Origin of the sequence: Neobacillus niacini (genome assembly GCF_000759675.1) — a bacterium.
Lineage (GTDB): Bacteria > Bacillota > Bacilli > Bacillales > Cytobacillaceae > Neobacillus > Neobacillus niacini_A.
This window is the reverse complement of record NZ_BAWM01000152.1, coordinates 34572-59594: the sequence shown is the minus strand read 5'-3', so window position 1 is coordinate 59594 and position 25023 is coordinate 34572. Positions and strand designations below refer to the sequence as shown.

At 39.1% G+C, this 25023-nt stretch carries 20 protein-coding genes and 1 other annotated feature; of the genes, 15 read left to right on the top strand and 5 right to left on the bottom strand.

Going from position 1 to position 25023, the window contains the following annotated elements:
- The first annotated feature begins 220 nt into the window (after nt 1-220).
- From clpX to yihA, 4 genes are all read left to right on the top strand, one after another.
- Nucleotides 221-1480, top strand: coding sequence for an ATP-dependent protease ATP-binding subunit ClpX (gene clpX, locus TR08_RS26715; protein WP_045523469.1), 1260 nt, complete (start codon nt 221-223; stop codon nt 1478-1480).
- A gap of 162 nt (nt 1481-1642) precedes the next feature.
- On the top strand, nt 1643-3310 hold the full coding sequence (lonB, locus tag TR08_RS26710; RefSeq protein WP_045523468.1) for an ATP-dependent protease LonB: 1668 nt from the start codon (nt 1643-1645) through the stop codon (nt 3308-3310).
- A 214-nt stretch (nt 3311-3524) separates the two neighbouring features.
- Nucleotides 3525-5852, top strand: coding sequence for an endopeptidase La (lon, locus tag TR08_RS26705; protein ID WP_045523467.1), 2328 nt, complete (start codon nt 3525-3527; stop codon nt 5850-5852).
- Nucleotides 5849-6430, top strand: a complete 582-nt coding sequence (yihA, locus tag TR08_RS26700; RefSeq protein WP_045523466.1) for a ribosome biogenesis GTP-binding protein YihA/YsxC — start codon at nt 5849-5851, stop codon at nt 6428-6430. The genes lon and yihA overlap by 4 nt, the downstream gene beginning before the upstream one ends.
- 31 nt (nt 6431-6461) lie before the next feature.
- Here yihA and TR08_RS26695 read toward each other — a convergent pair whose 3' ends face one another.
- A complete protein-coding gene (locus tag TR08_RS26695; RefSeq protein ID WP_045523465.1) occupies nt 6462-6950 on the bottom strand; it encodes a LiaF transmembrane domain-containing protein in 489 nt (162 codons plus the stop codon).
- A 411-nt stretch (nt 6951-7361) separates the two neighbouring features.
- Between TR08_RS26695 and hemA the strand changes: the two genes are divergently transcribed.
- The 8 genes from hemA to ysxE all read left to right on the top strand — a co-directional run bounded on the left by hemA (nt 7362) and on the right by ysxE (nt 16071).
- A complete protein-coding gene (hemA, locus tag TR08_RS26690) occupies nt 7362-8702 on the top strand; it encodes a glutamyl-tRNA reductase (protein ID WP_045523464.1) in 1341 nt (446 codons plus the stop codon).
- A 12-nt stretch (nt 8703-8714) separates the two neighbouring features.
- Nucleotides 8715-9548 (top strand): cytochrome C assembly family protein, encoded by an 834-nt coding sequence (locus tag TR08_RS26685; protein WP_045523463.1) that lies wholly within the window; start codon nt 8715-8717, stop codon nt 9546-9548.
- A 14-nt stretch (nt 9549-9562) separates the two neighbouring features.
- Entirely contained in the window at nt 9563-10501 is a 939-nt protein-coding gene (gene hemC / locus TR08_RS26680; protein WP_045523462.1) for a hydroxymethylbilane synthase, read from the top strand.
- Nucleotides 10495-11268: a uroporphyrinogen-III synthase gene (locus TR08_RS26675; RefSeq protein ID WP_045523461.1), complete on the top strand. Its 774-nt coding sequence runs from the start codon at nt 10495-10497 to the stop codon at nt 11266-11268. Before hemC ends, TR08_RS26675 begins: the two co-directional genes overlap by 7 nt.
- A 32-nt stretch (nt 11269-11300) precedes the next feature.
- Entirely contained in the window at nt 11301-12281 is a 981-nt protein-coding gene (gene hemB / locus TR08_RS26670; protein ID WP_045523460.1) for a porphobilinogen synthase, read from the top strand.
- Between the two features lie 26 nt (nt 12282-12307).
- Nucleotides 12308-13594 carry a glutamate-1-semialdehyde 2,1-aminomutase gene (hemL, locus tag TR08_RS26665; RefSeq protein WP_045523459.1) on the top strand — a complete coding sequence of 429 codons (1287 nt, stop codon included), beginning with the start codon at nt 12308-12310 and terminating at the stop codon, nt 13592-13594.
- A 268-nt stretch (nt 13595-13862) separates the two neighbouring features.
- Entirely contained in the window at nt 13863-14948 is a 1086-nt protein-coding gene (spoVID, locus tag TR08_RS26660; protein WP_045523458.1) for a stage VI sporulation protein D, read from the top strand.
- 85 nt (nt 14949-15033) lie between these two features.
- Complete coding sequence (gene ysxE / locus TR08_RS26655) at nt 15034-16071, top strand: spore coat protein YsxE (RefSeq protein WP_045523457.1); 1038 nt, start codon at nt 15034-15036, stop codon at nt 16069-16071.
- Between the two features lie 18 nt (nt 16072-16089).
- On the opposite strand, the gene TR08_RS31565 is transcribed toward ysxE, so the two are convergent.
- Nucleotides 16090-16287 (bottom strand): hypothetical protein, encoded by a 198-nt coding sequence (locus TR08_RS31565; RefSeq protein WP_081954668.1) that lies wholly within the window; start codon nt 16285-16287, stop codon nt 16090-16092.
- Between the two features lie 171 nt (nt 16288-16458).
- Nucleotides 16459-16696, top strand: a binding site (T-box leader).
- Nucleotides 16697-16766: 70 nt separating this feature from the next.
- Between TR08_RS31565 and TR08_RS26650 the strand changes: the two genes are divergently transcribed.
- The 3 genes from TR08_RS26650 to TR08_RS26640 all read left to right on the top strand — a co-directional run bounded on the left by TR08_RS26650 (nt 16767) and on the right by TR08_RS26640 (nt 22584).
- Nucleotides 16767-19412, top strand: a complete 2646-nt coding sequence (locus tag TR08_RS26650) for a valine--tRNA ligase (protein WP_045523456.1) — start codon at nt 16767-16769, stop codon at nt 19410-19412.
- Nucleotides 19413-19475: 63 nt separating this feature from the next.
- A complete protein-coding gene (locus TR08_RS26645; protein ID WP_045523455.1) occupies nt 19476-20798 on the top strand; it encodes a bifunctional folylpolyglutamate synthase/dihydrofolate synthase in 1323 nt (440 codons plus the stop codon).
- Between the two features lie 70 nt (nt 20799-20868).
- A complete protein-coding gene (locus TR08_RS26640) occupies nt 20869-22584 on the top strand; it encodes a sensor domain-containing diguanylate cyclase (RefSeq protein ID WP_081954667.1) in 1716 nt (571 codons plus the stop codon).
- A gap of 48 nt (nt 22585-22632) precedes the next feature.
- Here TR08_RS26640 and TR08_RS26635 read toward each other — a convergent pair whose 3' ends face one another.
- From TR08_RS26635 to TR08_RS26625, 3 genes are read right to left on the bottom strand one after another with little or no spacing between them, the layout of a single operon-like run.
- Entirely contained in the window at nt 22633-23934 is a 1302-nt protein-coding gene (locus tag TR08_RS26635) for a type II secretion system protein (protein ID WP_045523454.1), read from the bottom strand.
- 12 nt (nt 23935-23946) lie between these two features.
- A complete protein-coding gene (locus TR08_RS26630; RefSeq protein ID WP_045523452.1) occupies nt 23947-24426 on the bottom strand; it encodes a type II secretion system protein in 480 nt (159 codons plus the stop codon).
- A gap of 12 nt (nt 24427-24438) precedes the next feature.
- The gene (locus tag TR08_RS26625) at nt 24439-24912 is read right to left on the bottom strand and encodes a type IV pilus modification PilV family protein (RefSeq protein ID WP_045523450.1); all 474 of its coding nucleotides are present in this window, start codon (nt 24910-24912) and stop codon (nt 24439-24441) included.
- Between the last annotated feature and the right edge of the window lie 111 nt (nt 24913-25023).

The window sequence follows — 25023 nt, the reverse complement described above, 5'->3', positions numbered from 1 at the left end:
GGTTATGCTTATTGGGTACATAGGCATCATTTAAAGGGTGTCCAAACAAAAATGCGCTTTCAGAAAAACATAGTGAAGAAAGCTTTTTATTTCCAGTCCGCTGGGTCCATGTGTTACAATGCAATACATACATCTGAATAGTTTCGAAAAAGAAACGGATTTTTGTTTGTGTTACGCAACTTTAAATAGTGTTATAACACGTTTTCAAGGGGTGAAAGAATTGTTTAAATTTAATGATGAAAAAGGCCAATTAAAGTGTTCCTTCTGTGGAAAGACACAAGACCAAGTTCGTAAATTGGTCGCCGGACCAGGTGTTTATATATGTGACGAGTGTATCGAGCTTTGCACAGAAATCGTTGAAGAAGAGCTTGGAACAGAAGAAGAAGTAGAATTTAAAGACGTTCCTAAGCCAAAAGAAATTTGTGAGATCCTTGATGAGTACGTCATTGGTCAGGACCAAGCAAAAAAATCGCTATCGGTTGCAGTTTATAATCATTACAAGCGTATCAATTCTAATAGTAAGATTGATGACGTTGAGCTCTCCAAGAGTAACATCTGTATGATTGGACCAACTGGAAGTGGTAAAACTTTATTAGCTCAGACATTAGCGAGGATTTTAAATGTTCCGTTTGCTATCGCTGATGCAACTTCTCTTACTGAAGCAGGTTATGTTGGGGAAGACGTAGAGAATATTCTTTTAAAATTGATCCAAGCTGCTGATTACGATGTGGAAAAAGCTGAAAAGGGTATTATCTATATTGATGAAATTGATAAAATTGCCCGTAAATCAGAAAATCCTTCCATTACAAGAGATGTTTCAGGTGAAGGTGTACAGCAAGCATTACTTAAAATTCTAGAAGGTACGGTTGCGAGCGTTCCTCCTCAAGGCGGACGTAAACATCCACACCAAGAATTCATTCAAATCGATACCACAAATATCCTATTTATTTGTGGCGGTGCATTTGATGGAATCGAACCAATCATTAAGCGCCGCTTAGGTCAAAAGGTTATTGGTTTTGGTTCAGATATCAAGCAACAGGAAATTACTCAGAAAGAACTACTTTCTAAAGTATTACCAGAGGATTTACTCCGCTTCGGTTTAATTCCTGAATTCATCGGTCGTCTACCTGTTATTGCAAGTCTTGAGCAGTTAGATGAGTCAGCATTGATTGAAATCTTAACGAAGCCAAAGAATGCTTTAGTGAAGCAATATCAAAAAATGCTTGAAATCGATGAAGTAGAATTGGAATTCGAGGAAGGCGCACTTAACGAGATCGCGAAGAAAGCGATTGAACGTAAGACAGGTGCCCGCGGATTACGTTCGATTATCGAAGGAATCATGCTGGATGTTATGTTTGACCTTCCTTCTCGTAATGATATTTCGAAATGTATCATTACAAAAGAAACGGTCATCGACAATAGTCTTCCAAAGCTTGTCTTAGAAGACGGAACCGTTGTAGCAGAAGAAAAGTCTGCTTAATATTGAAAAATTTCGAGGGCCCAGCAAAATCGCTGGGTCCTTTTTTATGAAGCTTATACATGCCAACTCAAACAGTTTCTTACAATTTGTGGTTTATTCCACCTCTATGCAGGAAATACTTATTAATATCTAATGAGTTTACTTGTAGCAGGAGGGAAAAATATGAGTTGGACGGGGATTGCCTTATTTATACAGCTGTTTTTTGGAATAATCATTGGGCTGTATTTTTGGAATTTGCTAAGGAACCAACGAACACAAAAGGTTTCCATTGATCGGGAATCCCGTAAGGAAATGGAACAGCTTCGGAAGATGAGATCTATTTCATTAACAGAACCATTAGCTGAAAAAGTACGCCCTACAAGCTTTGAAGATATTGTTGGACAGGAAGATGGTATAAAGTCTTTAAAAGCAGCATTATGCGGTCCAAATCCTCAACATGTCATTATTTATGGACCACCAGGGGTAGGGAAAACAGCTGCTGCTCGATTAGTTTTAGAAGAAGCAAAGAAGGTTCAAAAATCACCATTCAAACAAAACTCTGTATTTATTGAATTGGACGCAACAACTGCTCGATTCGACGAAAGAGGTATTGCCGATCCACTAATTGGGTCCGTTCATGACCCGATTTATCAAGGTGCAGGTGCGATGGGGCAGGCGGGAATTCCACAGCCGAAGCAAGGCGCAGTAACGAACGCACATGGAGGAGTACTTTTCATTGATGAAATTGGCGAACTTCACCCAATACAAATGAACAAGCTATTAAAGGTTCTTGAGGATCGTAAAGTATTTCTTGAAAGTGCCTATTATCATGAAGAAAATAACCAAATCCCTACGCATATCCATGATATTTTTAAAAATGGACTGCCGGCAGATTTTCGTTTAATTGGTGCAACAACTAGGACACCTAGTGAAATACCACCTGCGATTCGGTCACGCTGCATGGAAGTTTTCTTTAGAGAATTAACACAAGAAGAAATCATTCAAGTCGGTAAAAAAGCCGCTGAAAAAGTAAAACTAGACATTAGCGAAGTGGGATTAGGTATTCTATCTACATATGCAAGAAATGGGCGCGAAGCCGTTAATATGGTTCAAATTTCTGCAGGGCTGGCCATTACGGATGAGCGCAATTTTATAAAAGACGAAGATTTAGAATGGGTCGCACATTCTAGCCAACTGTCACCAAGAATGGAAAGAAAGATTAATGACGATTCCCGAATCGGGCTTGTGAATGGACTAGCTGTTTATGGTCCGAATACAGGTGCTCTGCTCGAAATCGAGGTAACGGTTATCCCGGCGAAGGATAAAGGAACAATAAATATTACTGGAATCGTTGATGAAGAAAGTATTGGCGGACAAGGTAAATCAATCCGCAGAAAAAGTATGGCACGTGGTTCAATTGAAAATGTTATCACCGTTCTACGGTCAATGGGTGTTCCAGCGGGTGATTTTGATATTCATGTTAATTTCCCTGGCGGGGTACCAATTGATGGTCCGTCAGCAGGAATTGCGATGGCAACGGGAATTTATTCGGCCATTTACAAAATTCCAATTGATAACAAAGTAGCGATGACGGGAGAAATAAGTATCCATGGCAATGTGAAGCCGATTGGCGGCGTCTACCCTAAGGTAAAGGCGGCTCAAAAAGCAGGAGCAACAACCGTTATCATCCCTGAAGAAAACATGCAATCGATATTAAATGAAATAAAGGGAATCCGGATTGTACCCGTTACACATTTAAGTGAAGTTTTTGACATAGCCCTCGTCAATCAACTCGCACACAATCAAGTCATTCCGGCTTCGATTGAGCTATCTAAAAAAGAATCGATTTAACGATAACACTTCGGTTGTCTTAACCGAAGTGTTTTTTATCAGTAAAAGAGGAAAGAAATCCTCTAGCTTGGGGAAAATTAATTATATTGACAAGTAAATTCTGTGGCTTTCGTATTATTAGACACATATTTGCAAATAAGATAGAATTGTACAAAGACGATTTCTGCTATTATCAGCAGGAAAGATTGATTCATGCATGTGGAGGTGCAATTTAATGGCGAAAGATAGAGAATTGATCGTCCCCCTCCTGCCGCTTCGAGGGTTGCTTGTATATCCGACTATGGTCCTGCATTTAGATGTTGGACGTGAAAGATCGGTTGAGGCCCTTGAAAAAGCGATGGTAGATGACCATTTAATTTTTTTAACTACACAAAAGGATATTGCAATAGACGATCCATCGGAAGAGGATTTATACCAAATTGGTACCTTAACAAAGGTTAAACAAATGCTTAAGCTTCCGAATGGTACAATTAGAGTATTGGTTGAGGGACTAAACAGAGCCAAAATAGAATCATTTCATGATGAGGACGAATATTATGCAGTCAGCATTGTGACCTATGATGAAACGACAACGAAGGATGTTGAAGATCAGGCATTAATGAGAACAATGCTTGAGTATTTCGAGCAATACATAAAGTTATCTAAAAAAATCTCGGCAGAAACCTATGCCTCGGTGGTTGATATTGAGGAACCAGGAAGAATGGCAGATATTATCGCTTCCCATTTGCCAATCAAACTGAAGGAAAAACAAGAAATTCTTGAAACGATTGATGTAAAGCAACGAATGAATACCGTTGTAACGACCATTCAGAATGAAAAAGAAGTGCTAAATCTTGAGAAGAAGATTGGGCAGCGTGTGAAGCGTTCCATGGAAAGGACGCAAAAGGAATATTACCTTCGCGAGCAAATGAAGGCGATTCAGAAAGAATTAGGCGAAAAAGAAGGCAAAACGGGTGAAATCGCTGAACTAACTGAAAAAATTAAAAACGTGGGTATGCCTGAGCATGTTCAGCAAACTGCTTTAAAAGAACTTGACCGCTATGAAAAAGTGCCATCAAGCTCAGCAGAAAGTGCTGTTATTAGAAACTATATCGAATGGCTGATTACGATTCCATGGTCGAAGAAGACAGATGATGATATTAATATTCTTCGTGCTGAAAAAATTCTGAACCAGGATCATTTTGGTCTTGAAAAAGTAAAGGAACGTGTCTTGGAGTTTTTAGCTGTTCAAAAGCTGACAAATTCCTTAAAAGGACCGATTCTTTGTCTTGCAGGACCTCCTGGAGTAGGTAAAACAAGCTTAGCACGGTCAATTGCAACTTCTTTGAATCGTAATTTTGTCCGTGTTTCACTTGGTGGTGTTCGCGATGAATCTGAAATTCGTGGCCATCGGAGAACTTATGTTGGAGCGATGCCAGGCCGGATTATTCAGGGAATGAAAAAAGCGGGCACCATTAATCCAGTCTTTTTATTAGATGAAATTGATAAAATGTCCAGTGACTTCCGTGGTGACCCTTCTTCGGCGATGCTTGAGGTATTGGATCCGGAACAAAACCATAACTTTAGCGATCATTATATCGAAGAGACATATGACCTATCAAAAGTCATGTTCATTGCGACTGCCAATAACCTGTCAACGATTCCAGGACCACTTTTAGATAGAATGGAAATTATCACTATAGCTGGTTATACAGAAATCGAAAAAGTTCATATCACAAGAGATCATTTACTGCCAAAGCAAATTAAAGAAAATGGACTTACAAAAGGAATCCTTCAGGTAAGAGATGATGCGATTCTTAAGGCAGTAAGATATTATACCCGTGAAGCAGGAGTGCGGAGCCTTGAACGGCAAATGGCAACCATCTGCCGTAAGACAGCAAAAATCGTTGTTTCAGGTGAGAAGAAACGGGTGATCGTTACCGAAAAGAATGTCGAGGAGTTTCTAGGCAAACCTAAATTCCGTTACGGTCAAGCCGAGACAGAGGATCAAGTTGGGGTTGCAACAGGTCTAGCCTACACGACTGTAGGTGGTGATACATTGCAAATCGAGGTGTCTTTATCGCCAGGTAAAGGCAGACTAGTGTTAACAGGAAAGCTAGGGGACGTCATGAAAGAATCTGCGCAGGCCGCCTTTAGTTATATTCGTTCTAAAGCCAGTGAGCTTGGAATTGAAGAAGATTTTCATGAAAAATTTGATGTTCACATTCATGTTCCAGAAGGTGCTGTTCCAAAAGATGGTCCATCTGCAGGAATTACAATGGCAACTGCACTTGTATCTGCGCTAACGGGCAGAGCAATTCGCCGTGAAGTAGGAATGACAGGAGAGATTACTCTAAGAGGACGGGTGCTTCCGATTGGCGGATTAAAAGAAAAAACACTCAGTGCACATAGAGCTGGATTAACAAAAGTCATTCTTCCTAAGGATAATGAAATGGATATCGATGACATCCCAGAAAGTGTTAGAAATGAAATAGAGTTTGTGCTTGTTTCACATGTCGATGAAGTTCTAAGGCATGCACTAGTAGAAGGTGGATTACAATGAAAGTAATAAGTTCCGATATAGTCATCAGTGCCGTAAGGCCAGCGCAGTACCCTGAAACAGAGCTGCCTGAATTTGCATTAGCAGGGCGCTCTAATGTTGGTAAGTCATCTTTTATCAATAAAATGCTTAACCGTAAAGGTCTTGCGAGAATTTCGTCAAAGCCTGGAAAAACACAGACGTTAAACTTTTATTTGATTAATGAAATTCTTCACTTTGTAGATGTTCCTGGTTATGGATACGCAAAGGTCTCCAAATCGGAGCGTGCAGCTTGGGGAAAAATGATTGAAACGTATATAACTTCTCGTGAGCAACTTAGAGCGGTAGTTTTAATCGTAGACTTACGGCACCCGCCAACACAGGATGATATCATGATGTATGATTTCCTTAAGCATTATGAAATTCCGTGTATTGTTATCGCGACAAAGGCCGATAAAATCCCAAGAGGGAAATGGCAGAAATATTTAAAAGTGACAAAAGATACGCTTGATTTAGATGAAAATGATCAAATCGTCCTTTTCTCATCCGAAACGGGTGAAGGGAAAGATAAAGCGTGGTCCATTTTGCAAAGTTATATGTAAGAAAAAAACGTCAGGCAACTTTCGCCTGACGTTATTTTCTTTTTCTAAATAGAAAGTAGATTCCGACAAGAATAATAATGGCGGGCCAAAACTTCCATACAAAGCTGAGCCCATTTTGCAGTAAACCAAAATATTCTGCAACTTTGTCGTAAAATAATAGCAAAAATGCCAATACTAAAAAGAGAAATGCCTGAAACAAACCATTATTTGTTTTTTGGAACCGAAGAAAATAGCCAATCGATATAAATAATACGAGCATGCCAATTGTGTTGTTTGGCCAAAACACCATCTTGCCGGCGAGATGAAAATGAAGACCGAATCCCGCGATGATGACTCCCGGTAGAATTGATTCATGGTCCTTTGCGGAGTATCCCTGTCCTAAAAAAGCTACTCCAACAATAATAAGAAGAGTTGGCCATGAATACAATGTCTGTAGAGCCGTAAATCCAGACTGTTGTAAGAAAAGGAAGGCTCCAAAGCCTATGAGAATAATTCCAGGGAAAATGCGCTGATTCTTCATTTTAACACCACTTCCAGTAAGGTATACTTGAATCTAGTCTGTTTTTTTGGTACTGTACATAAGATGATATATTTATTAATTACTCAACTTTTTTCCTATATATTAGGCTAGCTCCAGCGCCTAGAGGCTCGGGGTCATATAAGCCAATCCGTCAAGAAGGTTAAAGAGCAACCTTCATGCCGTCTCGTCTTATGCCTGTCGCCTCTGGACACTAAGGAAAGCTCCTTAGATTAATCCTCGCAGGAACAAGCTGTGCTTGTTCCGAAGGCGCTTCTGCTTTTTATAGTAACACATAGTTTCATTTTCTGTTCACATTTTTCGGATAAAAGTTGAAAAATCCCGTGTTATAATCAGACTAGTTAATAATGTATTAGTAGGTTTTGTATTACTTTTTGGGGGTGTTCTAAGAAAATGCATATTGTAGTGATCGGTTTAAACTATAAAACTGCCCCTGTTGAAATCCGTGAGCGGTTGACTTTTAATGAATCTGACCTTGGAAATGCGATAAAGAAATTAAATACTAAAAAAAGTATATTAGAAAATATTATTGTATCAACGTGTAATCGTACTGAGATTTATGCGGTTGTAGATCAGTTGCATACTGGACGCTATTATATTAAAGAATTTTTATCTGATTGGTTCGGAATTGAACAATCAGAGTTTTCACCATTTCTATTTGTTTACGAAGAAGATGGTGCCATTGAGCATTTATTCAAGGTAACATGCAGTCTTCATTCAATGGTTTTAGGTGAAACACAAATATTAGGGCAGGTTCGGTCAAGCTTTATTTTAGCTCAAGAACAAGGAACAACGGGTACAGTCTTCAACCAGCTATTTAAGCAGGCGATTACAGTTGCGAAACGTGGACACGCTGAAACGGATATTGGCGCCAATGCGGTCTCAATCAGTTATGCTGCCGTAGAACTCGCAAAGAAAATCTTCGGTTCTCTTGAGAATAAGCATGTGTTAATTTATGGTGCAGGTAAAATGGGTGAGCTGGCGGCGCAAAATCTGCATGGCCATGGAGTTAGAAAAGTTACTGTTATCAATCGTACCTTTGAAAAAGCTAAAGTTCTTGCAAACCGTTTTGCTGGTGAGGCCAAAACAGTAGAAGAACTCCAAAAGACATTGGTTGATGCGGACATCTTAATTAGCTCAACAGGAGCAAAGGATTTTGTCATTACAAAAACAATGATGGGAAAAGTCGAGAAAAAGCGTAAGGGTAAGCCATTATTTATGGTCGATATTGCCGTTCCGCGTGACTTAGATCCAAGAATTGCAGAGCTTGAAAGTGTATTTTTATATGATATCGATGATTTAGAAGGAATTGTTGAGGCTAACCTTCAGGAGCGGAAGAATGCAGCTCAAATCATCATGCTGATGATTGAAAAGGAAATCGTTGATTTCAAGCAATGGCTCGGATTGCTGGGAGTAGTTCCTGTTATCTCGGCTCTTAGAGATAAGGCTGTTGCCATTCAAGCAGAAACGATGGTTAGTTTAGAACGCAAGCTGCCACATTTATCGGACAGAGATATAAAGGTTTTAAATAAACATACAAAGAGCATTATCAACCAGCTTCTAAAAGATCCTATCCTACAAGCAAAAGAATTGGCTGCTCGTCCAGACGCTGAAGAAGCATTGGATTTATTTATGAAAATATTTAACATTGAAGAGCTTGTAGAAAAACAAACGAAAGCAGCCGAAACCAATAACTCAATGGTTCATGTACCGCAGGCTTCTTTTCAGTCATAAGAGGTACTCCTTATGTATGACTTCTATATGACACGGCTGCACGAATTGACAGTAGTCCTATATGCCTTCAGTGTGTTGTTATATTTTTTCGATTTCATTCACCATAACCGGAAGGCAAACCGAATCGCCTTCTGGTTACTTGCGTTTGTATGGGTTTTACAAACAGTATTTCTAACTTCCTATATGATAAAAACAGGTAGATTCCCTGCGTTAACGATTTTTGAAGGTCTATATTTTTATGCCTGGGTATTGGTAACGCTGTCGCTTGGGATCAATCGTCTTCTAAAGGTCGATTTCATCGTCTTTTTTACAAATATACTTGGTTTTATTGTTATCGCCATCCATACATTTGCTCCTATTAAGTATGATTCACATGTCATAAGTAATCAGCTAATGTCTGAGCTCTTGCTTATACATATCACAATGGCCATTCTATCATACGGGGCCTTCTCTATATCTTTTGTCCTATCGCTTCTATATCTGATTCAATATGATTTATTGAAAAGGAAAAAATGGGGAACAAGACTTTTGAGAATATCAGATTTAAGTAAGCTGGAACAAACCTCTTATATATTAGTAGTAATTGGTGTTCCAATGCTGTTATTAAGTCTAATCCTGGGATTACAATGGGCCTTCTTAAAGGTTCCAGGAATGCCATGGTATGATATGAAAATTATTGGTTCATTTATTCTATTAACCGGATACAGTATCTATTTGTACCTGCGTATCGGTAAAAACATGTCAGGCAGACAATTAGCCCTTTGGAATGCCGGGTCTTTTTTAATTGTATTAATTAACTTTTTCTTATTTGGTCAATTATCATCATTTCATTTTTGGTACTCATAATATAGGAGGCACTCATGCGAAAAATTATCGTAGGTTCTAGACGCAGCAAATTGGCTTTAACACAAACAAATTGGGTGATTGAACAGCTGAAAAAGCTCGGAGGACCTTTTGAATTTGAAGTAAAAGAAATTGTCACAAAAGGAGACAAAATCCAAGACGTAACTCTATCAAAAGTAGGCGGAAAAGGATTGTTTGTAAAGGAAATCGAACAGGCAATGATGGATAAAGAAATTGATATGGCTGTTCATAGTATGAAGGACATGCCAGCCGTTCTTCCTGAGGGACTAACCATTGGCTGTATTCCTTTTCGTGAGGACCACCGTGATGCATTGATTTCAAGAGATCATATTAAGTTAAAGGATTTGAAGCCTGGAGCGATTATTGGCACTAGCAGTCTTCGCCGCAGCGCCCAGCTTTTAGCGAAGCGCCCTGATTTAGAAATTAAATGGATTCGCGGAAATGTTGATACGAGATTACAAAAGCTTCAAGAAGAAGAATATGATGCTATTATCCTAGCTGCAGCTGGGCTTTCACGTCTTGGCTGGGCAAAAGAAACCATAACTGAATTTATCGATGAAGAAATTTGTGTACCTGCCGTTGGTCAAGGAGCATTATCAATCGAGTGCCGTGAGGATGATAAAGCACTTCTTGAACTATTTGAAAAATTCACTTGCAAAAAAACAGAAAGAGCAGTTAAAGCGGAACGAGCTTTCCTTCATAAAATGGAAGGCGGCTGCCAGGTGCCAATTGCTGGTTTCGCCTATATTGCAGATAATGATGAAATCGTTCTAAATGTTTTGGTGGGTTCTCCTGAAGGCCAGGAAATCTTCAAAGAAGAACTTAGAGGGACTAACCCAGAAGAGCTTGGTATTCAAGCAGCAGACCTATTAATTGAAAAAGGAGCTAAGGACCTTATTGAGAAGGTTAAACGGGAGCTCGAAGGTCAATGCTAAAACCATTAGGTTTGAAAGACAAAAAGGTCCTTGTCCCTCGTGGAACAGGTCAGGCAAAATCCTTTTCACAACTTGTAGAAAAGTATGGAGGGATTTCAATCGAAATCCCTCTTATTGCATTTCGTCCTATTGATTTCAATCCGCAGCTGCAAACTGCTATGAATAAGATTGATACATATGATTGGATTGTTTTTACTAGCAATGTCACTGTGGAAACTTTCTTTTCTTTTTATAAAAATAAAGATCATACATCATTTCCGAAAATTGCTGTGATAGGCACGAAAACGGAAGAAGTACTGCAGGAAAAAGGGTTAAAAGCAGATTTTGTACCGTCTGGTTATGTGACGGAAGTATTTGTAAACGAGTTTTTACCGATTGTACCAAGTGGTTCAAAGGTGCTGATTCCAAAGGGGAATCTGGCAAGGGAATATATCTCTACTTCTCTAAGTAACCATGGTGTACTTGTAGATGAAATCATTATATATGAGACTTATATGCCAGAAGAGAGTACTGAGAAGTTAGCTAAAACGCTTTCTAAGGATGAAATTGATATCTTAATGTTTACGAGTCCTTCCACTGTTAATCACTTTATGCGTGTTGTGGAGGAGTATAAGCTGGAGAGTCATATTGAAAGATGTGTGATATGCTGCATTGGTCCAGTTACAAAAAAGAAATTACTTGCCTTTGGATTACCGGTTCACGTTTCTCCAGAGGAGTATACGGTTAAAGAAATGATTAACAGCACGATACAATTTTTAGAAAAATGATATCCGAAAATAGAATTTGGGGGTAATAATTAATGGAACTTCAATTTTCACGTCATCGTCGATTACGTTCAAGTGTTAATATGCGTGCACTTGTTAGAGAAAACCACTTAAGACCAGAGGACTTCATCTATCCGTTATTTATTTATGAAGGTGAAAACATCCGCAGAGAAGTATCTTCTATGCCTGGTGTATTCCAAGTGTCAATGGATAACCTAAAAGCTGAAATGGATGATATCGTTGCACATGGAATTAAGTCCGTTTTATTATTTGGAATTCCGGCAACAAAAGATGAGTGTGGTACACAAGCGTTTCATGACCACGGGATTATCCAAGTGGCAACTCGATACATAAAAGAACATTATCCAGAAATAATTGTTGTGGCCGATACATGCTTGTGCGAATATACCAGCCACGGTCACTGCGGAATGGTAGAAGGCGACAAAATTTTAAATGACCCTTCACTTGAGTTACTTGTAAAAACAGCAATCGCTCAAGCCGAAGCAGGTGCTGATATTATCGCCCCTTCAAATATGATGGATGGCTTTGTGACAGCCATTCGTGCAGGTTTAGATGAAGCTGGGTTCAAAGAAATTCCAATCATGTCTTATGCCGTTAAATATGCTTCTGCTTTTTACGGACCTTTCCGTGAAGCAGCAGAGGGAGCACCACAGTTTGGTGATCGTAAAACCTATCAAATGGACCCTGCAAACCGTATGGAAGCTTTCAGGGAAGCTGAATCCGATGTAGCAGAGGGCGCAGACTTTTTAATTGTGAAACCTGGTATGCCGTACCTTGATATTGTTCGTGATGTTAAAAATAACTTTAATCTGCCTGTTGTTGCCTATAACGTCAGCGGTGAATATTCCATGATCAAAGCAGCAGCTGCAAACGGCTGGATAGACGAGAAACAAACGGTTATGGAAATGTTGATAGCATTTAAACGTGCAGGCGCAGACCTTATTATTACGTATGCTGCAAAAGACGCATGCCGTTGGTTAAAAGAAGACCATTAATTACAACTGGAAAAGAGGAACTCAAAATGCGCTCATATACAAAATCAGTTGAAGCATTTAAAGAAGCTCAAACGATGATGCCTGGTGGTGTTAATAGCCCGGTACGTGCTTTTAAATCTGTCAATATGGATCCGATTTTCATGGAAAGAGGTAAAGGTTCAAAAATCTATGATATCGATGGCAATGAATATATTGATTATGTATTATCATGGGGACCGCTAATCCTTGGTCATACAAATGACAGAGTAGTTGAAGGAATTAAAAAAGTGGCTGAGCTTGGTACTAGCTATGGTGCACCAACATTAATGGAAAACGAACTGGCTAAGCTTGTGATTGAACGTGTGCCGTCGATTGAAGTAATAAGGATGGTATCATCCGGAACAGAAGCGACGATGAGTGCGCTACGCTTAGCACGCGGCTACACAGGTCGTAACAAGATTTTGAAATTTGAAGGCTGTTACCATGGACATGGTGATTCCTTATTAATTAAAGCAGGTTCTGGTGTGGCTACACTTGGGCTACCAGACAGCCCTGGAGTACCTGAAGGTGTTGCCAGCAACACAATTACAGTAGCATACAATGACCTTGAAGGTGTTAAATACGCGTTCGAGCAATTTGGTGATGATATTGCTTGTATTATCGTCGAACCAGTTGCTGGTAATATGGGTCTTGTTCCACCGCTTCCAGGATTCTTAGAGGGTCTGCGTGAGATTACATCTGAAAAGGGAGCATTGCTAATATTTGATGAAGTAATGACTGGATTCCGTGTAGGCTACAATTGTGCTCAAGGCTATTTCAATATCATGCCTGATATCACTTGTCTTGGTAAAGTAATTGGCGGCGGGCTGCCAGTTGGTGCTTACGGCGGTAAAGCTGAAATTATGCGTCAAATTGCTCCAGCAGGACCAATCTATCAAGCAGGAACACTTTCAGGAAATCCGCTTGCGATGACTGCTGGTTATGAGACCTTAAGTCAATTAACTCCAGAGCATTACGAAGAGTTCAAACGCAAAGGTGATTTACTTGAAAAAGGCATTACGGCTGCGGCTGAAAAATATGATATTCCTGTTACCTTTAATCGCGCGGGTTCCATGATTGGGTTCTTCTTCACCAATCAAGATGTAATCAACTATGAAACAGCAAAAACCTCTAACCTAGATTATTTTGCTGCATACTATCGTGAAATGGCTGAACAAGGTGTATTCCTGCCGCCATCTCAATTCGAAGGATTGTTCTTATCAACTGCACATACCGACGAAGACATCGAAAAAACAATCAAAGCAGTAGAAATTGCTTTTTCAAAACTTAAATAAATTTGAGCACTCACCCTTGTTGGTGGGTGTTTTTTTGTGGAATTCGGCACGTAAATCCAAAAAATCGGCGGGCTTAAAAGTTTGAGCGGGATTATGGCCAAATTCCGCGGGATTAATCCAATTTCCGGCGGGGTTAATTTCGTCCAACCACCCTAAATCCTAAACTTTTTCGCATCAGAAGGCTTTTTTATCATAATTAAAAGCATTGGTTCATAAAGTGTAAGTGACATAGTGATTTTACGTGAAGGAAACGAAAGGAGGAGTCGCTTTGTCTCAGGAGAATCAAACGTGCCTGCGATTTTCCTTGGAGGAGTCTTTGTGGTTTAGAAAAGGACAGGAAGTAGCTGAACTTGTGTCGATTTCTCTAGATCCGGATATTACCATCCAGGAAAATGATCAATACGTAACCATACGTGGTTCGCTGGAATTAACAGGCGAATATAGAAATGACGAAGAAAGTACAGTGGACGAGGAAGAAAATGTACCTAACCAAAGGTATGTAGAAAGAGTGGATCCACATGAGGAAGGCATTTGTGAATTTTCACACCGTTTTCCTGTCGATATTACCATTCCCAACAATCGGATTCAAAGCATTTATGATATTGATGTAATCGTGGAGTCATTTGATTATTCCATTCCGGAGCGCAGCTGCCTTAAACTATCCGCAGAACTGACAATCAGCGGCTTGTATGATTCAACACAACAACAAGAAGAAGATTTAGAACCTGAGGAGGAGTATGAAGTTCTCCACCGTTACCAGGTAGAAGCTCCAAGCGAAGAAGAACTAGAAGAATTACAACCAGAAGAGAATCAATTTGAGGATACTTTCTTGTTTGAGGCTGAAGCAAGAAAACAGCCAGAAGAGGAAAAGGTTGAAGCTTTTCCGAAATTCCCAACCTTTACGTATCAAGAGCCTGAAGAAGAGCCTCAGCAACCAGCAGTTTTTGAGTTTGCAAGAAGTGAAGTTACAGAGCGGGTCCAAGAGATAGAGGAAATCGTCGAGGAACCACCAGCACAGCCAATTGAAGAAGAAGTAGAAGAGCCAGCAGAAGCAAAAGAACCTGTTCTAGAAGAGAGTTCCTCCTCTCCAGGAGCACCTCCGAAACAAGCGAAAAAGAAGGCTGCAAAAAAGAAAACAATGACACTAACGGAGTTCTTTGCCCGAAAGGAAGACAGCTCCGATCAAGCTAGAATAAAAGTTTGTATTGTCCAAAAGGGCGATACGTTGGATAGTCTCGCCGACCGTTATGACATTTCAGTTCCAAATCTGCTTCGTTACAATAATCTTGAACTCAATCAAGATGTGTATGAGGGTCAAGTATTATATGTACCTGTTGCCTTAGCAAAAAAATAATCAACCAAACAAATGGCGAGCGGGTTTTTAACCTGCTCCCATCTTTTTAAGTACTTTGCTCTAGCTGAAAGGCAGATGAATGTTGATGAGTAATTCGAATCAGGTGGATTCGCTTATACCCATTTTAAACAACTATCAATTAAAGCCTTATTTTATTGAGGAACATGGCAATATAAAGAAAATCTATTCCAATAAAGGGACATTTGCATTGAAGAAAATTGTTCCAACAACTGGAACAGATTTTATTCGCCATGTCCATCTCCTTTATCAAAAGGGCTTCAATCGGATCGTGCCTATTTATCCGACAATGGACGGAAGGTATGCCGTCCTCCATGATAAAGCCTTGTATTACTTAATGCCATGGATGTCAAATGAAATAAAGGAAGACCGGACACAGAAACACCAGCAGTTATTTCGTGAATTAGCGAGGCTTCATACTTTATCTGCCAAAGAGATCACCGTGAATAAAGAGGAGCGTACCGAGCATTATGAAAAAACCATTCAGCTGCTCGATAAGAATCAGGAGTTTCTAGACGGGTTCATCGATGATTGTGAAAAAAAGACTTATATGTCACCCTTTGAGCTTGTGTATTGCTTGTACTATAACGAAATAAGTCAGGCCCTTCGTTTTTCAAAAACAAAATTTGAAGAATGGTATGAAAAAACAAAGGAAGCAGAAAAAGCACGAATGGTGATTACACATGGAAAATTATCATCCGAGCATTTCCTTTATGATGAAAAGGGTTACGGCTATTTTATTAACTTTGAAAATGCCCGTTACGGCTCACCGATTCATGATTTATTGCCATACCTATCACGTTACTTTAATAATCAGCCAACACGAAATGATGAAGCCATTGAGTGGGTTTACCATTATTATAAATATTTCCCCTTCAAAGCAGATGAAAAACTTCTATTCTTTAGTTATTTAGCTTATCCTATTCCAATCATCCAGGTAGTCGAACGGTATTATAAAAAAGAGCAGCCCAAAAATGAGTTGAAATTTGTCCGAATGCTGCAGCGGAAATACTGGCATTTAAAGAATTCCGAATATGTTGCCATGAGAATGACAGAACTCGATGAACAGGAAAAGAAGGCAAAAGAAGGAGCCCAGCAGCAGTAACTATTGCTTTTTGGGCTCTTAAACAATTTCAAAATAAATGGATACGGCAATCGCAATAAAAATACTTAATAACAAGACATCAAAGACAGTAGGTATAAACAGTGTTCGGATTAATTGAAAAATCGTAAACGGCAAAATCAGCTGCTCGCATACTCTCCTAGTCGTTCGATACCAGGGAGTGTAGGAGTACTTCGTGATGAACTTCCTCCGCTTCATATATTCCTTCCTCTCCAAAATGGCATTTCTTTTATGTATATTCTTTCTACCTAGTGAATTCCCCTAATTCCTTAACGTTTTTTTCAAAATGGTATATAATATAAAAAAATTGGCTATCATTATTGACGTCTAGAACACTTTTTGGGTAGTATAAACAATATAAATAAAAACACATAAGCAAAGACAGGGAAGAGTACGATGTTACCCGGCTTAAAGAGAGGGAAGCCATTAGCTGGAAGGTTTCCTAAGCAGACACTCGGAAGGTCGCCCTCGAGCTTCTTCAGCGAACGGATTTTCTAATCCCACTAGTTGAAGACGGATCAAATCCGTTATCCATTTAAGAGCCAATCATTAAATTTATGATTGGAAAAAAGGTGGTACCGCGAAGCAAACTCCATTCGTCCTTTTATGACGATTGGGGTTTTTTGTTTGTCTAGTTTTTCTTAATGGACAGAAAGAGAAATAAAGGAGATGGTCAAATGGATACAAAGGAAATTACCATGCCAACAAAGTACGATCCACAAGCAATTGAACAAGGTCGCTATGATTGGTGGCTAAAAGGAAAGTTTTTTGAAGCGCAGAATGATGAAGGGAAACAACCTTATACGATTGTTATCCCGCCGCCAAACGTAACTGGAAGGCTCCATTTAGGGCATGCATGGGATACAACATTGCAAGATATCGTTACCCGTATGAAGCGGATGCAGGGTTACGATGTTCTTTGGTTACCGGGGATGGACCATGCCGGAATTGCAACGCAAGCGAAGGTTGAAGAAAAACTCCGCAGCGAAGGCAAAAGCCGTTACGACTTAGGACGTGAAAAGTTCGTTGAGGAAACATGGAAGTGGAAGGAAGAATACGCCTCCCATATCCGCCAGCAGTGGGCAAAGTTAGGTTTAGGTTTAGATTACAGCCGTGAGCGTTTCACTTTGGATGAAGGCTTGTCAGCAGCTGTACGTGAAGTATTTGTCACTCTATATAACAAGGATCTTATTTATCGTGGCGAATACATTATCAACTGGGATCCTTCCACTAAGACAGCATTATCGGATATCGAGGTTATTTACAAGGATGTTCAAGGTGCTTTTTATCATATGAAATATCCGCTAGCTGATGGTTCTGGACATATTGAAGTAGCAACCACTCGACCAGAAACGATGTTAGGTGATACAGCAGTAGCGGTTCATCCAGAAGATGAACGCTATAAGCACTTAATTGGAAAAACAGTTATCCTTCCAATTGTTGGCCGTGAAATTCCAATTGTTGGTGATGATTACGTTGAAATGGAATTCGGTTCAGGGGCGGTAAAAATTACTCCAGCCCATGACCCTAATGACTTTGAACTAGGTAACCGACACAATCTTGAGCGCGTTCTAGTGATGAACGAAGACGGCTCGATGAATGAGAGAGCTGGAAAGTATCAAGGAATGGACCGTTTTGAATGTCGGAAGCAAATTGTTAAGGACCTTCAAGAGCAAGGCATCCTTTTCAAAATCGAAGAGCACTTGCACTCAGTTGGTCATTCAGAACGCAGTGGGGCAGTAGTTGAGCCTTACTTATCTACACAATGGTTTGTTAAAATGCAGCCACTTGCGAATGAAGCAATCGCACTTCAAAATAAAGAAAATAAAGTTAACTTTGTTCCAGAAAGATTTGAAAAAACCTACCTGCACTGGATGGAAAATATTCGTGACTGGTGTATTTCAAGACAGCTTTGGTGGGGCCACCGAATTCCTGCTTGGTACCATAAGCAAACAGGTGAAGTATTTGTTGGTCATGAAGCCCCTGCTGATGGTGAAAATTGGGAGCAGGATAAAGACGTATTGGATACATGGTTCAGCTCTGCATTATGGCCGTTTTCAACGATGGGTTGGCCGGATGTTGAAGCAGAAGATTTCAAGCGTTTCTTCCCAACAGATGTACTTGTAACCGGGTACGATATCATCTTCTTCTGGGTATCAAGAATGATTTTCCAAAGCCTTGAATTTACAGGTGACCGTCCATTTAAAGATGTTCTTATTCACGGTTTAGTTCGGGATGAACAAGGACGCAAAATGAGTAAATCTCTTGGTAACGGTGTGGACCCAATGGATGTAATCGACAAATACGGTGCGGATGCTTTACGTTACTTCCTTTCAACAGGAAGTTCACCTGGTCAGGATCTACGCTTTAGCTATGAAAAGGTTGAATCCACATGGAATTTCGCTAATAAAATTTGGAATGCCTCTCGTTTTGCATTAATGAATATGGACGGCATGACATATGAAGAAATAGATTTTAGCGGAGAGAAATCAGTTGCAGATAAGTGGATTTTAACTCAATTAAATGAAACGATTGAACAGGTTACCAAGCTTTCAGAGCGTTATGAATTTGGAGAAGCAGGTCGTGCCTTATACAACTTCATATGGGATGATTTCTGTGATTGGTATATTGAAATGGCAAAGCTTCCATTATATGGTGAGGATGATGCTGCAAAGAAGACCACTCGTTCGATTCTTGCACATGTTCTTGATCAGACGATGCGTTTGTTGCATCCGTTTATGCCATTCATTACCGAGGAAATCTGGCAGAACCTTCCACACTCTGGAGAATCAATTACAACAGCGAAGTGGCCTGAGGTAAATCCAGCTTATTCGGATGAACAAGCCGCACAAGAAATGAAGATGTTAATGGAAATGATTCGTTCCGTTCGAAATATTCGTGCTGAAGTAAACACGCCAATGAGCAAGAAAATTAAAATGCTTGTTAAGGCGAAGGATGATTCAATTCTGAAAGCAATTGAAAAGAATCAAGCCTATATTGAAAAATTCTGTAATCCAGAAGAGTTGCAAATGGGAATTAGCCTTGAAACACCAGAAAAGGCGATGACAGCTGTAATCACTGGACTGGAAATCATTCTTCCACTAGAAGGATTGATTAACATTGATGAAGAAATTGCCCGCCTTGAAAAAGAATATGATAAATTTACAAAAGAAGTTGAAAGAGTTGAAAAGAAATTAAACAACCCAGGCTTTATGAAAAAGGCACCTGAAAGTGTTGTGGCTGAAGAACGTGCAAAAGAAAAAGACTATCGCGAAAAGAGAGCAATAGTTGAAGCGCGTATCAATGAACTAAAAGGAATATAATGTGTTGAGACGAGTCCAAAACAGGATTCGTCTTCTTTTAAAAAAACAAATGGGGTGTCATGGATGTTTACGACTTATAACGAAGCCCTTGAATGGATTCATGCAAGATTAAGGCTTGGGATTAAACCAGGTCTTGCCCGAATGGAATGGATGATGGAGAAACTCGGGTCTCCAGAACGTAAAATGAAAACCGTCCATATTGGCGGTACAAATGGCAAGGGGTCGACTGTGACCTTCTTGCGTTCGATTCTTGAAGCGGGAGGCTATTCCGTTGGTACCTTTACCTCACCATATATCGAACAATTTAATGAACGAATCTCTGTAAATGGGAAGCCAATCAGCGACGAAGAGGTTTTAGAGCTGACGAATGTGATTCGACCGCTCGCGGATGAATTAGAAGAAACCGAGCTGGGTGGACCGACTGAGTTTGAAGTGATTACAGCCATGTCTTTCTATTACTTTGCCAATCTAAATCAAGTGGACATTGTACTATATGAAGTAGGCTTGGGAGGAAGATTTGATTCCACCAATATTATTCATCCAATAGCTTCAGTCATAACAAATATTGGACTTGACCATACGAATATCCTAGGACATTCGTATGAGGAAATTGCGTTTGAAAAGGCGGGGATTATTAAAGAAGGGATTCCTACATTCACTGCAGTTAAAAACGCAAATGCCATAAAGGTAATAAAAGAACAGGCCGAAAAAAAGCATGCTCCCCTATATAGGCTGAATCAGGAGTTTTCGATTACCTCCCACAGCCCGCAAACAAGAGGAGAGCTATTTACATTAATAAGTGATAATCAAACATTACAACAATTAGAAATCAGCATGATTGGCCAGCACCAAACAGAAAATGCAGCAGTAGCAGTTATGGCAGCACAATCTATAAATCTTCACGAAGAATTTTCAATCTCTGAGAGTGCAATAAGGACAGGCTTAAAGACTGCATATTGGCCAGGCAGATTTGAAATCTTATCAAAAAGTCCACTAGTCATTATTGACGGTGCCCATAATGATGAGGGTATTTCGGCCCTTGTCCATGAACTTTCAACTCGTTATTCTAACAATAATATTCATATTGTATTTGCAGCATTAAAGGATAAAAAGCTGGACGAAATGATAGCTCAATTGGATCAAGTTGCAGATGAAATCTCCTTTGTATCTTTCGATTTTCCTCGTGCGGCAGAAGCCATTGAATTGTTCTCATTAAGTCGTTCTAAAAATAAAGTAATCGGTGAAAAGTGGGATTCCCATCTTGCCAAATTAATTCAGAGACTACAGCCAGAATCCGTGTTAGTCGTTACCGGGTCCTTATATTTCATCTCTGAGGTCAAACCTTATTTATGTGAATTTTTGAAAAACAATGCAATTTCACTATGACAAGATAAAGTATTTTTGATAAAATAAATACATCTTGATTTCAAAATAATGGTAATGGGGAGGGGAGTTAATGGCAGTTCATCCAAAAATGAAAATAGCTATCTTTCTTGTGTGGTTATTGTTAGTTCCAGCAGGAATGTGGTTTACCTTTCAAACTTTTCCTCCTCATTTCTCAGGGCAATGGTTGGAACTATTAGCCTTTTTGACGTTAACATCTGTTGTAGCCTTTATGCCAATGGTCATAAATAATACTCCAATATTCTTGATTCAGTGGGTATCCCTTGCGACATTTTTAAGCTTTGGCTTGTTCGTTGAAATGATCTTTGCCCAAGCAGCTGTCATTTTGTTACTGCTAAGGCTGCGCGTTCAAAAGGAGCAATATTTCCGAATACCACTAAATTTGATAATGTTTTTTCTCGTATCCTTTGTAAGCGGTGTTGTTTACTACTCACTTGGGGGTCAAACGGGACCCAACCTTATAAATGACCCTCACTCTTTATGGCTTGCAGCTGTTTATGCATTAGTAAATTACTTTCTAAATCAGGTCATTATTTCCTTCTATTTATACTTCATTTATAAAAGTAAGGAATCTTATTTTGGAAAGGATTTCATGGTCGAGACCATCACTACATTCATTACCTTGCCACTTGGCTTTGTACTATATATGTTTTATAACCAGGAAGGTTTATTAGCATTATTATTTGTGGCAATTCCGTTTGCAAGTTTATCAACCATCTTTAAACTTTATTATTCTAGTGAAAATATTAACGAATATTTACAGAAAGCTGCTGAAATTGGTCACCAAATGGCAGAACGGCTTGAGGTTAATGGGGTTATTGACCTTTTTATTCAAAAGCTGATTGAAATGCTCCCAGTGGACTATGCCTATATCTTTGATGTCATTAGTGAGGACGAGCTCCAATTAGTCCGCAGGATTGAATGCGGTAATGGGATTACCAGCGAGATTGCTAGGGTAAAAAAAAATGAGGGTATTAGCGGTTATGTTTGGGAAAAGCAAAAAGGATATTTATACAATTCAAGAAAAGATTGGAAACCTTTTTCTAAGGACTTTGTCCCAGCGGATGCCGAAAGTATATTAGCCGTTCCGATCGTTAGAAATAAAAAAGTGATTGGAGTTTTAATGCTCGCTTCAAAGCGAAAACGAGCATACGAAAAATCCCAGTTAATGATAGTCGATATTCTTTGTTCCTACTTTGCGGTGGCAAAGGAAAATGCAAAGCACTATGAGGTAACAAAAACACAGAGTGAACGCTGCGCGTTAACGAAATTATATAATTATCGATATTTTGAAAAACATCTGACAGAAGAATTCGAAAAATTATATCAGTTTGAGAGAAGCGTATTATCGCTTATCATCCTTGATATCGACCATTTTAAAGAAGTCAATGACACATACGGACACCAAAGCGGGAACGAAATTCTAAGTGAATTGGCAGATAGATTAAGTAAACTTGTTGGTTCGCGTGGAACGGTCGCCCGTTATGGTGGCGAGGAATTTGTCGTTCTCCTACCTGAAGCCAATAAAGAAGAAGCCTTCCAGATGGCAGAAATGATCAGACAAGCCATCGCCAACTGGCCATTTACCTTACATCAATCGTTAGAGCTTATACAACAACAGATCAAAATTACAGCTTCGATTGGAGTCGCAACAGCACCTGAGGATGCGGAGGATGCACTAGCTTTGGTTAGACATGCGGATAGGGCATTGTATGTAGGGGCAAAGAGAGCAGGAAGAAATCGGGTTGCTGAGTATTCAACATGTTAATAGACATTAATAAAGGGTGTTCCGAATTGGGACACCCTTTCCTCATGCTTAATTGTAATTTACGATTGGCTTTATTTCTTCAGCCCAATCCATGAATTGATCAGTAATTTCGATTGTTTTATCCCCGTCTTGAATAACTCCGAGTGAACATTTTTCATCAAATTTCACCTTATTATAGCTTTCGGAATAGATTGGATGGTCGTAAAGACTTAAATCTCCAGTTATTGTGCCCTTTACACATATTTTTGCCGTTGAGTCGAATTTTGAGAAATCTATGTCTGTCATGTCGGCATTGCCAATAACGTATATTGAGGAATGTGTTAGTTTTTTTAATTTGTCATTTCCATCTCCAAATTTAGCATTGCCAACGACTACAATAGTAGAATTATGAATTCCTTGGTTAACGGTTTCGAATTGAGCGTTCCCTTTAACAAAGATTTTGGAATTATGGATTCCATTTACCTGCTTATTAAAAATAGTGGTAGTTCCAGGTGCTCCAGTAATGTATAAAGTTGAGTCTTCTATGCCCTTATTCATTTGTTTAATAAATTGAACACCATTGTCGAAAACAAGTTGAGAATCTGAAACTTCCGAAGGCTTTTCCACTATAATTAACTGATTGTAACTGCAATTTACATTATCAAAAACATCTCTGCCGTTTTTTCCATTTCCAAATGCTTCTGAGGAACAAGGAGATACGCTGGTTGGTTTTGGGATTAATGTTGTATAGTCATGATTTTGAGCAGGGATTGATTTCTCTTTTATCTCTGCCTTATCAATTGAAAACGTAAAGACAAATTTTCCAGTTAGTTTTTTTTCAGGCTGCTGGTTGGTAAATCCATAGCTTTCATAGCTGAATTCTATCTTCTCCACTGCCTCTTTGGATGTTGTATTACAGGTAGGGCATAATGGTGACGCGGTAAGATTTTTGATTTGGAAGTAAGTTTTGGATGGTACATCAATATCCTTACTAAGTGCAGTGCCGAAAGCTGGGAATAGTATAGAACTATTAAAAGCCTCAATCAATTTATCTCCGAGCTTCTTCTCATATTCCTCGATCTTTTCGTCTGTAAGTGGTATTTTGTTTACATAATCATTCTGAATCAGGGTTTTAATTTCACCTTTCTTCAATGCAATCTGTTCATGAAAGAAATCCTTCAACAATGTATTGTAATATTGAACTCCCATTTCTGCAGCATCCACTGTTTGAATATCGGTCTCTGCTTTTTTTACCTGTTTAACGTTAGTGACTGAAGCGCTCATAACAGCCAAACCTAATACAGAGAAGACCGTTATCGTTAACAACACGATGACAAGCGTCATCCCTCGTTCATTTTTTAAATTCTTCACATAAATACCTCCCTACAACCTCGAAATAATCGTTTTAACCTCGTATGCCTGGCTTGGCTGCTTTTTATCTTTAATAATAATTTTAATATACAAGGGCTGAGCGGTACTCACATTGGTTGTTGGAGAAAATGGTGTTTCTGTTGTCCCTTTGTAATCAAATAATGAGTATTCATAGCTGGAGTTCGATAGTTCAATCGTTTTGTCAACCGTACCATCAGGTTTTTTGCTAAGCAATTGTATTTTACTAGAATTAGGACCGTCCACTATAATATCATATGCTCCGTAGGATTCATGGAATTTTGTAATTGAAGTAACGACTATATTCATTTCCTGCTGGAGAGAAACATTCTCTTTTGATTTTTTTGAATAGTCAAAGCCATTTAGTAAAACACCATAGAGAAGGATACTAATAATAGATACAATCGCTAGGGTGGCTAGTATTTCTATGAGTGTAATCCCATCTTCATTTGACAGGCGTTTATACTTCTGCATTTAACCCTCCCCTTAATTTTCAAAATACGTGAATGCTTCAGATACGACCTTTGAGCCTTTTTTTACCTTCACATGTATTTTAGCTAGAGAGGAATGTAAATTTGGGTCATTGTTCGTATCAACTAATACTTCCACATTAAAGTTTTGACTCATTAACTTTAAAGTAAGGATCCCACTGTTTTTTGTAATATCTTCAGTTAAATTCAGCTTAGGGTAGCTTGATTTCGATATCGTTGTAACGGTTGAGGTTTTGGAATAGGTAATCAAGTCTTTTAACTCGAAATTTTTTTCGCCATTGACCTTGAATTCTTCCTGTACTTCTCTGGCAATATTTGTAGCTTTCATTTTGTCTGAAGAGACTGCATTATATTGAAATGAGTTTGTAAAAAACGTCATAAAACTTAGCAGGATAATAGATAAAATAACAATTGAGGTTAATAATTCTATTAACGTTACCCCTTTTTCATTTTTGAGTGAGTGGAACAAAAAATCACCTGCCATATCTATCTAATTTCTAGGGTGAAATTGCCTAGATAAAATATTTTTCGCCTTCTTTCAAAATGCCTAATAGTATTATACAATATTTAATAGGAGATT

Coding starts and splice junctions, on each gene's coding strand:
- lonB (WP_045523468.1), top strand. CDS start 1,643: ATGAGTTGGACGGGGATTGCCTTATTTATACAGCTGTTTTTTGGAATA.
- lon (WP_045523467.1), top strand. CDS start 3,525: ATGGCGAAAGATAGAGAATTGATCGTCCCCCTCCTGCCGCTTCGAGGG.
- yihA (WP_045523466.1), top strand. CDS start 5,849: ATGAAAGTAATAAGTTCCGATATAGTCATCAGTGCCGTAAGGCCAGCG.
- TR08_RS26695 (WP_045523465.1), bottom strand. CDS start 6,950: ATGAAGAATCAGCGCATTTTCCCTGGAATTATTCTCATAGGCTTTGGA.
- hemA (WP_045523464.1), top strand. CDS start 7,362: ATGCATATTGTAGTGATCGGTTTAAACTATAAAACTGCCCCTGTTGAA.
- TR08_RS26685 (WP_045523463.1), top strand. CDS start 8,715: ATGTATGACTTCTATATGACACGGCTGCACGAATTGACAGTAGTCCTA.
- hemC (WP_045523462.1), top strand. CDS start 9,563: ATGCGAAAAATTATCGTAGGTTCTAGACGCAGCAAATTGGCTTTAACA.
- TR08_RS26675 (WP_045523461.1), top strand. CDS start 10,495: ATGCTAAAACCATTAGGTTTGAAAGACAAAAAGGTCCTTGTCCCTCGT.
- hemB (WP_045523460.1), top strand. CDS start 11,301: ATGGAACTTCAATTTTCACGTCATCGTCGATTACGTTCAAGTGTTAAT.
- hemL (WP_045523459.1), top strand. CDS start 12,308: ATGCGCTCATATACAAAATCAGTTGAAGCATTTAAAGAAGCTCAAACG.
- ysxE (WP_045523457.1), top strand. CDS start 15,034: ATGAGTAATTCGAATCAGGTGGATTCGCTTATACCCATTTTAAACAAC.
- TR08_RS31565 (WP_081954668.1), bottom strand. CDS start 16,287: ATGAAGCGGAGGAAGTTCATCACGAAGTACTCCTACACTCCCTGGTAT.
- TR08_RS26650 (WP_045523456.1), top strand. CDS start 16,767: ATGGATACAAAGGAAATTACCATGCCAACAAAGTACGATCCACAAGCA.
- TR08_RS26645 (WP_045523455.1), top strand. CDS start 19,476: ATGTTTACGACTTATAACGAAGCCCTTGAATGGATTCATGCAAGATTA.
- TR08_RS26640 (WP_081954667.1), top strand. CDS start 20,869: ATGGCAGTTCATCCAAAAATGAAAATAGCTATCTTTCTTGTGTGGTTA.
- TR08_RS26630 (WP_045523452.1), bottom strand. CDS start 24,426: ATGCAGAAGTATAAACGCCTGTCAAATGAAGATGGGATTACACTCATA.